The organism is Pontibacter sp. HSC-14F20 (assembly GCF_019599265.1).
Lineage (GTDB): Bacteria > Bacteroidota > Bacteroidia > Cytophagales > Hymenobacteraceae > Pontibacter.
Map to the genome: position 1 here is coordinate 130,963 of NZ_JAHZTC010000006.1, position 15,469 is coordinate 146,431.

At 51.4% G+C, this 15,469-nt stretch carries 14 protein-coding genes; 6 read left to right on the forward strand and 8 right to left on the reverse strand.

The window, feature by feature from the left end; genetic code table 11:
• Positions 1 to 147 precede the first annotated feature (147 nt).
• From K3G39_RS07930 to K3G39_RS07950, 5 genes are all read right to left on the reverse strand, one after another.
• Positions 148 to 798 carry an ATP-binding cassette domain-containing protein gene (locus K3G39_RS07930; RefSeq protein WP_220625652.1) on the reverse strand — a complete coding sequence of 217 codons (651 nt, stop codon included), beginning with the start codon at positions 796 to 798 and terminating at the stop codon, positions 148 to 150.
• Positions 788 to 1,579: an acyl-ACP--UDP-N-acetylglucosamine O-acyltransferase gene (gene lpxA, locus K3G39_RS07935; protein WP_220625653.1), complete on the reverse strand. Its 792-nt coding sequence runs from the start codon at positions 1,577 to 1,579 to the stop codon at positions 788 to 790. Before lpxA ends, K3G39_RS07930 begins: the two co-directional genes overlap by 11 nt.
• Positions 1,576 to 2,970 (reverse strand): bifunctional UDP-3-O-[3-hydroxymyristoyl] N-acetylglucosamine deacetylase/3-hydroxyacyl-ACP dehydratase, encoded by a 1,395-nt coding sequence (locus K3G39_RS07940; protein WP_220625654.1) that lies wholly within the window; start codon positions 2,968 to 2,970, stop codon positions 1,576 to 1,578. The genes lpxA and K3G39_RS07940 overlap by 4 nt, the downstream gene beginning before the upstream one ends.
• A gap of 160 nt (positions 2,971 to 3,130) precedes the next feature.
• Positions 3,131 to 4,153 carry a UDP-3-O-(3-hydroxymyristoyl)glucosamine N-acyltransferase gene (gene lpxD, locus K3G39_RS07945; RefSeq protein WP_220625655.1) on the reverse strand — a complete coding sequence of 341 codons (1,023 nt, stop codon included), beginning with the start codon at positions 4,151 to 4,153 and terminating at the stop codon, positions 3,131 to 3,133.
• Positions 4,154 to 4,293: 140 nt separating this feature from the next.
• On the reverse strand, positions 4,294 to 5,526 hold the full coding sequence (locus K3G39_RS07950) for an HD domain-containing protein (protein ID WP_220625656.1): 1,233 nt from the start codon (positions 5,524 to 5,526) through the stop codon (positions 4,294 to 4,296).
• Positions 5,527 to 5,754: 228 nt separating this feature from the next.
• Here K3G39_RS07950 and K3G39_RS07955 point away from each other — a divergent pair, with 228 nt between their 5' ends.
• The 4 genes from K3G39_RS07955 to K3G39_RS07970 all read left to right on the forward strand — a co-directional run bounded on the left by K3G39_RS07955 (position 5,755) and on the right by K3G39_RS07970 (position 10,355).
• Complete coding sequence (locus K3G39_RS07955; RefSeq protein WP_220625657.1) at positions 5,755 to 7,317, forward strand: PglZ domain-containing protein; 1,563 nt, start codon at positions 5,755 to 5,757, stop codon at positions 7,315 to 7,317.
• Positions 7,310 to 7,756, forward strand: a complete 447-nt coding sequence (tsaE, locus tag K3G39_RS07960) for a tRNA (adenosine(37)-N6)-threonylcarbamoyltransferase complex ATPase subunit type 1 TsaE (protein WP_255594115.1) — start codon at positions 7,310 to 7,312, stop codon at positions 7,754 to 7,756. The genes K3G39_RS07955 and tsaE overlap by 8 nt, the downstream gene beginning before the upstream one ends.
• A gap of 2 nt (positions 7,757 to 7,758) precedes the next feature.
• Positions 7,759 to 8,985, forward strand: a complete 1,227-nt coding sequence (locus K3G39_RS07965) for an alanine dehydrogenase (protein WP_220625658.1) — start codon at positions 7,759 to 7,761, stop codon at positions 8,983 to 8,985.
• 221 nt (positions 8,986 to 9,206) lie between these two features.
• Entirely contained in the window at positions 9,207 to 10,355 is a 1,149-nt protein-coding gene (locus K3G39_RS07970; protein ID WP_220625659.1) for an IS4 family transposase, read from the forward strand.
• Positions 10,356 to 10,624: 269 nt separating this feature from the next.
• Here the strand turns inward: K3G39_RS07970 and K3G39_RS07975 are convergent, their stop codons facing one another.
• The gene (locus K3G39_RS07975) at positions 10,625 to 11,941 is read right to left on the reverse strand and encodes a M20/M25/M40 family metallo-hydrolase (RefSeq protein ID WP_220625660.1); all 1,317 of its coding nucleotides are present in this window, start codon (positions 11,939 to 11,941) and stop codon (positions 10,625 to 10,627) included.
• A gap of 110 nt (positions 11,942 to 12,051) precedes the next feature.
• On the opposite strand from K3G39_RS07975, the gene K3G39_RS07980 reads away from it, so the two are divergent.
• Positions 12,052 to 13,155 (forward strand): AI-2E family transporter, encoded by a 1,104-nt coding sequence (locus K3G39_RS07980; RefSeq protein ID WP_220625661.1) that lies wholly within the window; start codon positions 12,052 to 12,054, stop codon positions 13,153 to 13,155.
• Here the strand turns inward: K3G39_RS07980 and K3G39_RS07985 are convergent.
• A complete protein-coding gene (locus K3G39_RS07985; protein WP_220625662.1) occupies positions 13,121 to 13,717 on the reverse strand; it encodes a GNAT family N-acetyltransferase in 597 nt (198 codons plus the stop codon). The two genes, K3G39_RS07980 and K3G39_RS07985, sit on opposite strands and share 35 nt — an antisense overlap.
• A 128-nt stretch (positions 13,718 to 13,845) precedes the next feature.
• Between K3G39_RS07985 and K3G39_RS07990 the strand changes: the two genes are divergently transcribed.
• Positions 13,846 to 14,445, forward strand: coding sequence for a porin family protein (locus K3G39_RS07990; protein WP_220625663.1), 600 nt, complete (start codon positions 13,846 to 13,848; stop codon positions 14,443 to 14,445).
• Between the two features lie 94 nt (positions 14,446 to 14,539).
• Here K3G39_RS07990 and K3G39_RS07995 read toward each other — a convergent pair whose 3' ends face one another.
• Complete coding sequence (locus K3G39_RS07995) at positions 14,540 to 15,364, reverse strand: NYN domain-containing protein (protein ID WP_220625664.1); 825 nt, start codon at positions 15,362 to 15,364, stop codon at positions 14,540 to 14,542.
• Positions 15,365 to 15,469 lie beyond the last annotated feature (105 nt).

The following is a 15,469-nucleotide window of genomic DNA, read 5'->3' on the forward strand; positions in this document are numbered from 1 at the left end:
TTCGTTAATTGTCGCTCGTATATTGCATTTAGGTTTTCGGGATAGAGGTACCGGAATGCTTTCAGATAGGCTCACACTTACTCGGGTAGGTATACCTGATAATTTGTGGCAAACTTAGCCGAACAAGGAACAATGGTTAACGAACGATTACTGCCTTGCTGCTTTTGGCTGTTTGGTCTGCGCGTGGTAGTCGGTGATGTAGAGGTGTTGGTCGCAGAAACTGTATTCATGCGCAATGTTGGACCCCACAATAATCAGCCTGCCCTCCTTATTGGCCGCTACGTGCTCCTGGTACCAGCTCACACCTTCCTGATCCAGGTTAGTGGTAGGCTCGTCGAGCACCAACAGTTTCGTATCGGAGTAGATAGCCAGGCCTAGCTTCAGGCGCTGCTTCATACCTGACGAGAAATCCTTCACATACTTGTTGCGCGACTTCTGCAGACCCATGCGCTCTACTAGCTCATCGTGCGAAAGGTTGTGGCGTAATGGCTTGAAACGGGTATGGAAATTAATCATTTCCAAGAGCGTGAACTCCTCCACCAGCTCCAGATACGGCGCTGTAAGTGATAGCTCACGATAAGCTCTGTCCGGCGCGACTGCCTTGCCATCGATCAGGTAAGTGATTTCTCCCTCCGAGTGCAGGTTGTGGCCGGCTATAACAGTAAGAAGAGTGGATTTACCGGACCCGTTATGCCCCAAAATAGCGTAAGAGGTGCCTGACTCTAAGGTATAGGTCAGGTTCCGGAAAATCCACTCGTAATTGTAGCGTTTACCTAAGTTGCTTAGGTTAATTTGCATCTTTAGAGAAATAGCTCTTTATGATCCCGCGACCGGAGTTACGCACAAAATTGATGATTTCGTCACGCTCACGGCTGGGGGCCATGTCCAGTTCAATCTTATCCAGTGCTTCGGTGGTGTTGTTGCCACTCATAAACAGGATGCGGTAGATCTGCTGCACCTCGTTGATTTGTTCGCTGTTGAAGCCTCTGCGGCGCAGACCAATGGAGTTGATGCCTGCATAAGTTAGCGGCTCACGTGCTGCCTTTACAAAAGGAGGCACATCTTTGCGCACCAGCGACCCACCCGAAATCATGGCATGCGCACCGATTTTCACGAATTGGTGTACAGCACTCGAACCTCCGATGATGGCATAGTCGCCCATCTCTACGTGGCCAGCCATCTGCACGGCGTTCACCACAATACAGTTATTGCCTACAATGCAGTCGTGTGCAATGTGGGCGTAGGACATGATCAGGCAGTTGCTGCCCACCACCGTTTTCATCTTGTCGATGGTACCGCGGCTGATGGTCACGCACTCTCTGATGACGGTATTGTCACCGATGATGGCAGTTGTCTCTTCGCCGGCAAACTTCAGGTCCTGTGGTACAGAGGAGATAACGGCACCCGGGTATATCTTGCAGTTTTTGCCAATGCGGGCGCCTTCCATGATGGTCACGTTGGGACCGATCCAGGTGCCTTCTCCGATCTCTACATTTTTATAGATAGTCGAAAAGGGCTCTACAACCACGTTTTGGGCAATTCTAGCCTCTGGATGAATATATGCTAACGGCTGATTCATGCGTCTTTCTTTACTATACTTGCCGACATCTCTGCCTCCATTACCAGTTGGCCGCCTACAAAGGCCTGACCAGACATTTTGGCAATACCCCGTTTCACAGGGGCAAGCAATTCACATTTAAATATTATGGTATCGCCCGGTATCACTTTGCGCTTAAAGCGGCAACGGTCTATACCTAGGAAATAAGTCCAGTAGTCTTCCGGATTCTCCACTGTGTTGAGCACCAGTATACCACCCGTCTGGGCCATCGCCTCGATCTGGATCACGCCTGGCAGCACCGGGTTGCCAGGGAAGTGCCCTTGGAAGAATGGCTCGTTCATGGTCACGTTCTTAACGCCCGTCACCGTGGTTTCGTCTAAGTGGATGATCTTATCTATCAGCAGAAAAGGGTAGCGGTGTGGCAAAGTAGCCGCGATCTGGTTGATGTCCATTACCGGTGGCTTCTTCGGGTCGTAGGTTGGTACAGTCTTGATAGAAGCTTCCTGTATCAGTTTTTTAACACGGCGCGCAAAAGCGATGTTGGCCGCGTGCCCTGGTCTTGCGGCCAATATCTGCCCTTTTATCGGACGGCCGATCAGGGCGAGGTCACCCATCAGGTCCAATAGTTTGTGGCGGGCCATCTCGTTTCTGAAGCGGAGTGCCGTGTTGTTCAGTATACCCTCTTCCTCAACTTTTACTTTCTTCTTGCCCAGCAGGTCAGCCAGGTATTCCAGCTCTCCTTCTTCTACTACACGGTCCACGATCACGATTGCATTGTCGAGGTCGCCACCTTTAATCAGGTTTTGCTTGTAGAGTGCTTCCAGTTCGTGCAGAAAACAGAACGTGCGGCAAGGCGCGATCTCTTCTTCAAACTGGTTCATGTCTGTAATGGAGGCATGCTGGCTGCCAAGTACAGGCGAATTATAGTCCACCATCACCGTCAGGCGGTAGTCGTCAAGTGGCAGGGCGGCGATCTCTACACCACGGCTGTCATCTTTGTAACTTATACCTTCGGTTATTTCAAAGTAGTTGCGCAGCGCATTTTGCTCCTGCAGTCCTACTGAAAGGAGCGCTTTTATAAACTCGATAGAAGAGCCGTCCATGATCGGAGGTTCCGGACCGTCAAGTTCAATCAGCACATTATCGACCTGCAGGCCTACTAACGCGGCCAGCGTATGCTCCACCGTATTCACGCGCGCGCCATTCTGTTCGATGGTCGTGCCACGCGAAAGGTCCACTACATTGTCCACGTCCACATTCACGATCGGCTGGCCCTCCAGGTCGATGCGCTGAAACTTGTAGCCATGGTTTGCAGCGGCCGGCTTAAAGGTCATGTTTGATACAACGCCCGTATGCAATCCAATGCCCGATACGGTAACCGAACCCTTGATAGTGTGCTGTTTATAATTCATTTAATGTTTCGTTGTTAACTTATAGCGATACTTTCGCGGCTGTAGCGCACAGAGTATGAGCGGAGTTACAGCGGATGGAGTATTGCGAGTGCAAACTTAAGATTTTATACACTGCCTGCCAATTTTAATTGATGGCACGGTATGGCAGAGACCTGAAATCTTAATTCTTCTCTCTTAGATCGTCTAAAACACGCTGTAATTCCGGCAGTTTGCGGAAAACGGTAATGGCTTTGAGGTTTTGCTTGTAGTCGAAGGCGGGGGAGCCCTGTATGACGGTGCCCGACTCTTTCACGGATTTGGAAACACCGGATTGCGCACCGATAGTAGTTTTGTCGGCAATACTGATATGGCCTACTATACCTACCTGCCCTGCGATCACACAGTTGTTGCCTATCTTGGTTGAGCCGGATATACCTGTTTGTGAAGCGATAACAGTGTGCTGACCCACTTCTACATTATGGGCTACCTGCACGAGGTTATCGATCTTGGTGCCTTTGCGGATGATGGTAGAACCCATGGTAGCACAGTCGATGGTAGTATTGGCACCGATGTTCACGTCATCTTCCAGCACTACATTGCCAATCTGCGGTACGTTTTTGTAAGTGCCGTCAGGCTGTGGAGCAAAGCCAAAGCCATCGCTGCCCAGCACCACGCCGGCATGCAGGGTACAGTTAGCGCCCACGACGGTATTAGCGTATAGCTTCACGCCCGCGAAAATGGTAGTGTTATCGCCGATGGTCACATTGTCTCCGATGTATACCTGTGGGTAGATGCGCACATTAACACCAATTTTGCAGTTGTTGCCGATGTAAGAGAAGGCACCGCGGTAATGGCCTTCGCCTATTTCGCTGCCAGCACCTATAAAACAAGGCTCCTCCACACCAACCTTAGCGGCTAGCACGGCCTGTTGGTAATAGGCCAGCAAAGTTGAGAAACTGGAATAAGGGTCAGAAACGCGAATTAGAGAGGCGGATACAGGCTTTTTCAGCTCCAGTTTATCCGACACGATCACCGCACTTGCTCCGGTTGTATAAAGAAATGGTTCATATTTTAGATTAGACAAAAATGCGAGTGCCCCGGTTTGGGCCTCTTCAATTTTGGCTAATGTGCTGACCTTTACTGTACTGTCTCCTTCAACTTCTCCCTTCAAAAGGTCCGCAATCTGTTGAATAGTGAATTCCATCTTGTAAAATTAGAGCAAAAAATAAAATGTGCTACCCATTGGGGGCGCAAACTTAACAAAAAGTTTACGCTGTGCCGCCATATTCTGCTGCAGATTAAGGAGAGCACAAGCAAATCCCGTGCAAATCCTATAATCAGTTTCTATAAAGCGGCCACTTCTTTCGGGTAGCAAACAAAGTATTTCTCCACTTTGTTGCTCAGCGCCTGTATGTTTGGCAGGTCCGAGGCATCTGCCACGTTCACCACATAGCCGGTTTTGGTGAGCACGTCAATCGACTGTCCCTCGGACATGTAAGCACTGTTGCTGATGCGGCCCGAGATCATCAGGTACTTCACGTCGTCCGGGTGCACCTGAAAACGGTCCGTTACAAGTTCGCTTATACCTAGCATCATGTCCTCATCAATCGGTTTGCTCGAGATGTATACCTTGAACAGTTTGCGGTTCAAAATGCTTTTGGATAGATAGGAGATAACAGGGTCTGGGTGTGCAGCCCATTCTTTTATGCCGCTCCACACGTCGTGGTCGTCCAGCGAAACAAAGCGCTCCAGGATGCTGCCGTCCCTTTGGAAGTCTTCGAGGGTGAGGTTGGAGGACAGAAAGAACTTGAGGCAGGGACTGGCCGGTACGTCTATACCTTGCTGCAGGAGCTCGCGGGCACGCTGCACGGTGCGCAACACCATGTGCTCGGCGCTGATCACGGTTTTGTGCAGGTATACCTGCCAGTACATTAGGCGGCGGCTCACCAGGAAGTTCTCAATGCTATAAATCGCCTTTTCTTCCAGAACCAGCTTGTCATTAGCCACGTCCAGCATTTTGATCAATCGGTCGGCACCTATCTTTCCCTCGTATACACCAGTATAGAAGCTGTCGCGGTTCAGGTAGTCGAGACGGTCCACGTCGAGCTGACTCGAAACCAGCTGATGAAAGAAGCGACGCTCGTAGGTATCTGTGAAAATTTTGATAGCGAGGCTCAATCTGCCGCCAAACTCTTCGTTAAGCAAATGCATGATGTGTAGCGAGAGGTGCTCGTGGTGCACTTCCTGGAAAATGGCCGTCTCCAGCGCATGCGAAAAAGGACCGTGGCCCACGTCGTGCAGGAGAATGGCGATCAGCGAAGCCTCAAACTCGGCGTCGGATATTTCGTTGTTCTTGCCACGCAGCGTGTTCAGGGCCAGGTTCATGAGGTGCATGGCCCCCAAAGCGTGGTGAAAACGGGTATGCAGAGCGCCCGGGTATACCATCTCAGTCAGTCCCAGTTGCTTGATCCGGCGCAGCCGCTGGAAGTAAGGATGGTCGATGATGTCGAACAGTAATTCAGACGGCACCGTGATGAAACCGTATACAGGGTCGTTTAATATTTTTTTCTTATTCACAAAAACCGAGGTTTTTAATTGTTAAATTGCTAATCGTTAATCGGTTGCTCGAACTGGAGACAGACTAACCCTATGCATGAACCACCATCTGTACACTTATGTTTACGTTCAGGTGATCGGTAACTTTCAGGATCAGGTATAGTAAACAAATTATACCTGTTTTGGTCTTACTGCTTTGTAACCGATTAAAACCAAGCCATTTATAAATAGCGCGCAACAAATAAAACTATGCAAAGATATACGATTTTATGGGCCGATGACGAAATCGACCTACTCAAGCCACACATTCTTTTCCTGGAAGACAGGGGTTACGACATTACGCCCGTCAACAGCGGGACCGACGCCATTGAGAAAGTGCAGGAGCAAGCCTACGACGTAGTATTCCTCGACGAAAACATGCCCGGCATAAGCGGTTTAGAGACGCTTAACGAGATCAAGACCATCCGCCCGGCCATGCCTGTGATCATGATCACAAAGAGCGAGGAGGAGCACATTATGGAGGAGGCGATCGGTTCCAAAATCTCCGATTACCTGATCAAACCGCTCAACCCGAACCAGATTTTACTTTCCGTGAAAAAGACGCTGGAAAACAAGCGTTTGGTGTCAGAGAAAACCAACATGAGCTACCAGCGCGACTTCCGTCAGTTGGGTATGGCCTTTGGCGAGCGCCTGAGTCCGGGCGAGTGGGCTGATATCTACAAAAAACTGGTATACTGGGAGCTGGAGATCGACGAAACCGAGAATAAAAGTATGGCCGACGTGATCAACATGCAGAAGGACGAGGCCAACTCCAACTTCGCCAAGTTCATCATGGACAATTATGAGGACTGGATCAACAAGGAGTCGGACGATGCGCCGCTGATGTCGCACCAGCTGTTCCGGGAGCGGGTATTCCCAATGATGAAGGAATCGGACAAGCCGGTCTATTTCGTCCTGATTGACAACCTGCGTTACGACCAGTGGAAAGTGCTCGAGCCGCTTATTTCCGAATACTTCACAGTGGACACAGAAGAGATGTTTTATTCCATTCTGCCAACTACCACTGCCTATGCCCGTAACGCGATCTTCTCAGGTATGATGCCGACGGAGATCATGAAAAAGTACCCGAATCTGTGGGTGAGCGATGATGAGGAAGAGGGTAAAAACCTGAACGAGCCTGATTTTCTGGAGATACAGTTGCAGCAAAACCGCATAAACGAGAAGCACAGCTACCATAAAATTACTAACCCGGCTGCCGGCAAGGACTTGAACAGCAAGTTCAACAACCTCGATAACAACAAGCTGAACGTGATCGTGTATAACTTCGTGGATATGCTCTCGCATGCCCGCACGGATAGCAACATGGTGCGCGAACTGGCACCGGATGAGTCGGCGTACCGCTCTATCACGCGCTCATGGTTCATCCACTCGCCGTTGTTCGAGATGCTGAAAATGATTGCTGACCGCAAAGCCCGCATGATCATCACAACAGACCACGGCACGATCCGGGTGAAGCGTCCGTTCAAGATCATCGGCGACCGTCAGACGAACACCAACCTCAGGTATAAGCACGGTAAAAACCTCGGCTATACCGACAAAGATGTGTTCACGGTGCGCAAGCCGGAGCGATTTTTCTTGCCAAAGGCCAACGTTTCCACTACGTTTGTATTTGCGATAGAGGATTACTTCTTCGCATACCCAAATAACTATAACTACTACGTGAACTACTACAAAGATACCTTCCAGCACGGAGGTGTGTCGCTGGAAGAGTGCATTATACCTTTTATTACGCTGACGCCTAAGAATGCATAACACAGGAGTTGAGAAGAGAAGCATCAAGATGTCGTCGTTGGCTGACCTGCCGGCGGCGGCTTCTGTGCTTTTGGAGGAGGCTAGTGAGGAGCCAATTATTTTGTTTGAAGGCCCGATGGGAGCCGGCAAAACAACGCTTATAAAAGAGCTCTGCCGCCAGATGGGTGTGCAGGAGAACGTTAGTAGCCCAACCTTTGCCCTGGTGAACGAGTACGAAACGGCTAAAGGGAACCTAATCTATCATTTTGACTTTTATAGAATTAATGAGGAGCGTGAGGCACTTGGCATCGGTGCACTGGAGTATTTCAACTCCGGCCATACCTGCCTGATCGAGTGGCCATCCATGATCCCCAACCTGTTGCCCGAGCATTACCTGTTGGTAAAGCTGCAGCCCGCCGCTGAAGGCGAGGAGCGCACGATGACCATAAACCGCGTATGAGCATGACGGAGAGATTCGCCGTTGAATTAGGAAAACTGGCGGCCAGTCAGGCCCTTTACCCAAAGGAGTCGATGCTGGCTGTGGAGGAACGATACAAAAGCCTGTTTATCGGGCTGCCGAAGGAATCATCGTTTCAGGAAAACCGCATTGGCCTTACTCCGGACGCCGTAAAACAGTTAACCGACCAGGGACACGAAATCTGGGTAGAAACCGGAGCCGGCGGTCCGTCCAAGTACTCCGACAACGACTATTCCGAAGCAGGCGCCCGCATTGTTTACTCGTGTAAAGAGATATACGAAGCCGGCATCATCCTGAAGATAGCACCGCCCACTTACGACGAAATCGAGTACCTGCGTCCGGGGCAAACACTGATTTCCGCCCTGCATTTTGGCAACCTGACTTCTGACTACATCAATGCCCTTCTCCGCAAGAAAATAAACGCCATTTCCTTTGAGCTGATCCGCGACAAGTCGGAGTCGAAGCCGGTAGTGCGCGCTATGAGTGAGATTGCTGGCAGTTCGTCCATGCTGATCGCGGCAGAATATTTGAGTAGCAGCAACGACGGGAAAGGTGTTATTCTGGGAGGTATAACTGGTGTGGCTCCATCCAAAGTAGTGATTATGGGCGCTGGTACTGTGGCCGAATATGCAGCCCGCGCCGCCCTGGGCCTGGGTGCCGAAGTGAAGGTGTTTGATAACCACATCTACAAGCTGCGCCGTCTGAAGCATAACATCAGTCAACCAATTTTTACCTCTACGCTGGACAAGACTATCCTGCACCACGAGCTTAAAAACGCGGATGTCGTGATTGGCGCGCTGGTGGCGGAAGAGGGACGTATGGCATGTATGGTCGAGGAGGAGGTAGTGGCTCAGATGAATCCGGGTTCTATCATCATCGACGTTTGCATCGACCAGGGAGGCTGCTTCGAAACTTCTGAACTGACCTCACATAGCCGCCCGATCTTCCGCAAATACGACATCATCCATTATTGCGTACCGAACATCGCCTCACGTGTACCACGCACCGCCTCTACGGCGTTGAGTAATATCTTCACACCAATCTTTACCGAAATCTCTAAGTTCGGAGGCATCAACGAGGTGCTGTTTATGAATGAGCACTACCGCAGCGGTGTGTATATCTACAAAGGTAGTTTGACAAATTCGCAGATCGCTAAGAAGTTTGGGATGCGGTATAAGGAGCTTGGGTTGATGATTGCTGTGAGGAATTAAAGGTATAGCTTATAAAAACAGAACAGGTCCCGTCTAGGTATAGGCGGGACCTGTTTTACTTTGTAGTGCCTGCTGTTGCAGGTATAGCGACCTGTGTTGCTTTGTAGCTTCGCCTGTGCGGCGGGCACCTACTTTTTTTCTTGATGGGGCCCCTACCCACTACTGTTCGAAACCTTGTCAAGTTCGTATTATGTAACGGGCATACATGAAAGGAGGCTGATATGAAGGCGAAGGATTTACTGGCATTTATCCCTGACCAGGACCTTTCTCAGCTGGCGGCCCGGACGCGGGTGGACCACCAGGTCAAGAAGCTCAGCGGGCGGGTGATGTTCCAACTGCTGCTGCTCTCGCTGTTGGAGGGGGGCCGGGCGAGCCTTCGGGTGATGGAGGAGCTCTACTGCTCTATGCAGTTCCGGACCCTGGCCGATGTGGGGCAGGGGCAGACCACACGCCACAACTCCATCCGGGACCGGATCGTGACCATGCGGCCCGACTTCTTCCGGGCCATCTTCGAGCTGCTCTTCAAGCGCTTCAACCGCCTGCTGGGCGAGCAGCATGCGCTCGTGCGCTACGACTCCACCCTGATCGCCGTCTCGGCCCGGCTGGTGGCCTGGAGCATGCGCACACGCTCGGGCAGCAAGCAGAGCTGCCAGCTCAAGTGCACCCTGGCCATGAAAGGCAGCCTGCCCTGCCAGGTGCGCGTGTTCACCAACCGCCAGGCCCTGAGCGAGGACTGCGCCCTGCCTGAGACGATCCTCTCGGAGGAGATCTCCCGCTCGGGCATCGTCGTCTTCGAGCGGGGCGTGCAGTCGCGCAAAGCCCTCAAGGAGCTCGACGAGCGGGGCCGCCTCTTTGTCACGCGCTGCAAGGTGGGCTCCCACTGCATCGAGCAGGAGCTGCTGGCCGTGGGGCAGCGGCCCGGGGGGACGACCCTCACCGTGCTGAGCGATGCCTGGGTGAGCTTCCGGGAAAAGCCCGGAAGCTACCTCGAAAAGCCCCTGCGCCTGGTCAAGGCCACCCTGGAATCGGGGGAGCAGATCTGGTTTGTCACCAACATCGCCTGGCTGGATGCCTACCAGGTAGCGGCTATCTACAGGGAGCGCTGGCAGATCGAGGTGCTCATCAAGTTCTTAAAACAGCACCTGCAGCTCGAGCACCTGGTCACCCGCAACGAGAACGGCATTCAGGTCATGCGCTACATGACCCTGATCGTGGCCCTGCTGCTCATCGTCTACCGCAAGCTCAACAAGCTCGACAGCGACCGTCGCGCCAAACTGCGCTTTGCACAGGAGCTGGACGTGGAGGTGGTGAGGCAAATCGTGCTGCTCTGCGGGGGAGACCCCGCTAAAATGGAGAAATTCGTCACCTGAACACGTTTCGAACAGTAGTGGCCCCTACCCCCACTCGCTGAACGCTCTTGACAGGGGGACCCCTTCACCCCCAACAGTGGAGTGTCAAAAGGTGCACCTGGCTGAGCTATACCTTCGTAGCTAGTGTGCAAGTTACTCTTGCTATACCTGCCGACGGTAGTTTACTAAAACGCTTATACCTCTGAGATGGTAGCTACAGAAATTCCCCCTCCTGTCTTGAGGGTAGAGGACCTCTACAAAAGGAGGGGGCTAGGGGAGGTGAAAATTCCTTACCTCACTAATGCCTTATCAACTCGCAGTGGCGTATCCTCTCCGGAAACGATGCCCTGTGCGGCAAGCGCAATGGCGCGGATCATGCTGGTGAAATGGGGCATATCCAACAGTTCGAACTCATCCTTCACAGTGTGGTAAGTCTTGTCCTGATCGATTTGCACCGATGAAATGGTATGCGCCGGCACACCTAGGCGGGCCAGGGTGGCATTGTCGGAACGGTAGAACAGATTTTGCTCCGGGTATGGGTCGGGGTGGATGCTGTAAGTGGTGCCTTCGAGGCGCTTCTGCATCATTTTGCCTAAATCAGATTTTTCGTAACCAGTCAGGTAAGCACTGTTCGGGCCGAATTTAGACGGTTTGCCTACCATTTCGATATTGAACATGGCCACAATCTGGTCAGGGTTGAGTTGCTCGGAAAAGTAGCGGGAACCATGTCCGCCGATCTCTTCGGCAGTGAAAGCGGCGAAGATCAGGGTGCGCTCGGGTTGTGGCTGCTCTTTGTAGTAGCGGGCCAGCATCATCATGGCTGTGGTACCGGATGCATCATCGTCGGCGCCGTTGGCAATGCTGTCGCCGTCAATGGTCTTATGAAAGCCGATATGGTCGTAGTGACCGGAAAAAACCACAAATTCGTTTTTGCGCTTGCCCTCGATCATACCCACTACATTAGAGAGCGACAGTTTTTCGACTTTGTTGGCAAACTTCACTTCGTACTTCTTGGGGACTGCCTGATCGGTGAGCACGTATACCTTGCTGGCGCCGGTACCTATCTCTTTCTTCACCCCGCCTCTCGCAAAATAACCTTGGTAGTTGGCAAAAGCTTCGGCATGACTAGGGTGAACAAGCACGATCGCGTCCTGCTCTTCTGCATTTGCTTTTCCGAAAGCAGCTCTGAAATTCTCACCTTCCGGAATGGTGATGATGTTGACCTTGTTTTTATGTTTCCAGTTAAAGGCTTCCTGCGCCGTGTTGACAAACAGGTGCTCCGGTGCAATTTTCTTTTTACCCAATGTTACTTCTGTCTGGTTGGGCGTGAGGCGGTGCATATAAAAAGTTTGCCGGTAGGAAGGCGACTGACTGGAACTATTGCCATTGAGTGGCACAAGCCCGGCTGTGTGGAATTCGGACTCAATAAAATCAGCGGCTTTTTCTATACCTGTCGAGAAGACGGCGCGGCCCTGCATGTCGTCGTGGCTGAGGGTCTGCAGCATGCGCGTAGCCTCTTGTTGGTTGATGACAGAGAGATCCTGCGCCGAGAGCGAAGCACCGAGCAAGAGAGAGAAGGCAGTAGCAAATAGCTTTTGGCGTGTCATAGGTATAGCGATGTATACGATTAGGATTTTGATGTTTTTTTGGAAATATTGTCAGGATAATTGCTGCTACGCCGCGCATCGACGCAAACAGCAACCCAATATAGCGAAATATGGAAAAGAGCTCCAAAGTAAACTGGCTAAAGTTACTACAATACATGTTGTTGGTGTCGGCTTTGCTCTATTTCGGACGCACACTCTTTGTTCCGCTAAGCTTTTCGCTCCTCATCAGCTTTATTCTATATCCTGTGGTGAAGTGGCTGGAAGACCGTAGCTGGAGCCGCTGGAGCGCAATATTACTGTGTCTCCTGACGATGCTGTTGGTAATGGGCGCATTGAGCTGGCTGCTGGTCCGGCAAATGATCAGTTTCGGGCAGGAGTGGCCTATGTTGCAGGAAAAACTGCTACAGGCCTGGCAGCAGTTTGAGCTATACCTGGAGCACCAGTTTGGTGTAAACGATGTGCAGCGCAGCAACTGGATGGAAGGGCTTGTAAAAGATGCGACCTCCACTGTGCTGAATGTGGTGCGGGGCGTGCTGTATGCTTCTGTGACCACGGTCGTACTTTTCCTGCTGATCCCTCTCTATGCGGCGCTTATTTTGTATAACCGCGAACAGTTGGCGGCAGCGCTTTTCTCGATGTTTCCGCAGGCAGAGCACGGCAAGATCCGGAGCATTCTGCACGAAACCATCACGACCTATTACAATTTTATCAAAGGGATGATCATTGTGTATGCAGTGGTGGGCCTGCTGAACAGTGTCGGGCTGCTGCTGCTAGGTATACCGCATGCTGTTTTCTTTGGTATTGTGGCCTCTATCCTCACATTTATACCTTATGTGGGCATCTCCATTGGCGCAATTTTACCCATGGCCGTGGCCTGGATCACTTACGATTCGGTGTGGTACCCGATTGGGGTGATTATAGTATTTACTGTGGTGCAGTACCTGGAGGCGAACCTGATTTTTCCACTGGCCGTGAGCTTCCGGTTGCAGGTGAACATGCTCTTTACCTTGCTGGCCATTGTGGCGGGAGGCATTCTGTGGGGAGCATCCGGCATGATTCTGTTTGTTCCCTTCGTCGCCATTCTCAAACTTATCGCCGACAAGCACGAGGAGCTGCGGCCGGTGTCGCTGCTGCTGGGGACAGGTATAGCGCCTGCCACGCCCGAACCGAAACCAAAAATTAAGATCGGTCGTTTTCGCCGCGGTCAGGATTAGTTTCTTTCTCCAGCCACTCCCGTTTCAGTAAACTGTATACCTCCAGGTCGATAAAACGGCCTTGCAGCCATTCGCCGGCGCGTTCTATACCTTCCAGTTTGAAGCCCAGCCGCTGCGGAATGTGGCTGCTTTTGCTGTTTCCCACGCCCACTTTTATCTGGATGCGGTTCATGCCCATTTGCTCAAAAGCCTGTGCTATTAAGGCGCTGCAACTCCGGATCATGATGCCCTTCTTTTGGAATTCCTCGCCCAGCCAATAACCGATCTCCAGCTTACAGTTCACCCGGTCAATGGTTTTGTACCCAATGATGCCGGCCACTTCGTCCTGAAACCGGATGATGTATACCTGATCCTGGAAGTTGCCGGGAGCAGTGACGCTTCGCAGGAAAAGGGTGGTGTCGCTTGCAGAGAAACTATTGTCAATAAACGGCAGCCACTCCCGCAGGTATAGCCGGCCCTTATCAATCAGTTGGTAGAGGGCCGGGGCATCGCTCACCTGGGCTTCGTACAGGCTTATACCTGAGGCTACGATCAGGGGGTGTGTTGCTGGGGCAGATCTCATGGTATGGCGGGTTAGTACTGCAAAAATTCAAAAAGAGAAATTCTAAACATAAGTTCCAATATATCAGTTAAATAGCTTATGCTGGGCACTGTCGCTCTATTATGAACGCATATATTGTAGACAAGATTATGAAAAATACGCTACTGTTTCTGCTTTTTTTAGGCATCACTTTTACAGCCTCAGCACAAGAGACTAATATTGATCTGGGTGCAAGGATAGGGTTTAATGTTTCCAACATCAGCAGCGATCCTAGTTTGCTGGAGGAATCATCTGAACTGGGAACGGAGTTTGGGGTCTTCGCCCGTATCGGGAATCGCTTTTATGTGCAGCCTGGTGTCGACTTTGTGAATAATAAAGTAAATATGCAGCGCAAAGTGCAGCCACGCGCTGGCGAAAGTGATGATGTGCGTTTCCGCTATTTCCGGGCGCCGGTGCTGTTGGGTTGGGAAAGTGACTATAAGAACCGGAGAGGCGGCTCTACCCCGTTCCGGGTGATGGTGGGCCCTTCTTTTGCCTACAACATCGGGGTGAGCGACAATAACCTGGACGTGCGACGCCGTGATGTACGCAATGCCCAGTTTGCGCTGCACGGTGGTGTGGGGATCACATTTCTTCGCTTCGTCGAGCTGGACCTGATGTATAATCACGGACTCACTACTGTGTTCAATGATAGCGGTTCCGATGGTAAGTTCAGAAATTTCTCGCTAACCGTGGGCTTTAGTATCTAGAAGCTTACGTACAAGATTCCCTAAAAACTCAAAAGCCTGAAGGAGCTGCTACTGTCTCTTTCAGGCTTTTGGGTTTTTAGGTATAGCCGATTGCTTAGTTACGTTCGCTGCGTTCTTCTCTAACCGGTGCGGCCTCTTTTACTTTGGCGGGTTTGCGCCTTTTCTCCGGGCTTCGGCGCTTCACATATACCGCCGACGAACCTTTGTCATCTTCTTTGCGGATCGTAAACAAGTCTTTGTGCGCTTTGATGAGTTGAATCAACTGGCTATACCCGAAAGTGCGCGGGTCAAAGGCCGGGTCCAGGGTGCGCAGGCTTGTGCCTATACCTCCCAAATGTGCCCAACCGTCTTCGCCTACAGCCATTGTAAAAGCCTCTTTCAGCATCGGAACGGGGTTTGGACGGGCGCTCTCCTGTCCGTTAGGTGCGGTTTTGTCTGCCGCAGCTATCTGTTTATCGTCGATGTCGTCGGTCAGGTTTTCTGTGTAGATAAAGATATTACAGGCGTTCACAAAAGGCTTGGGTGTTTTGCGCTGCCCGATTCCCATCACAAAGATCCCAGCCTCTCGGATGCGGGTTGCCAGTCGGGTATAATCGCTGTCCGACGACACAATGCAGAAGCCATCCACCAGGTGACTGTGCAGCAAGTCCATGGCGTCGATGATCATGGCACTGTCGGTAGCGTTTTTGCCCACAGTATAGCGGAACTGCTGGATGGGCTGTATCGCGTGGTTGTTCAGGCATTCTTTCCAGCCGTTCATTTGTGGAGTGGTCCAGTCGCCGTAAATGCGGCGGATGGTAGTTTGTCCGTATTTGCCTGCTTCGGCCAGTATTTTGACGATAAGGGTCGGTTGCGCGTTGTCGCCATCTATTAGCATGGCCATGCGCTGTTGTTTTTTCTCGTTGAAGGGTTTGCTCATAAAATGATTTGCGCCGGGTTTTGTTGCCCTATACGCGCTGAATTTGTTTTGTTATACTTCTGAAATGAAGATGGGTTGTTAGAAGGTAGGGAATTCCCTATATAA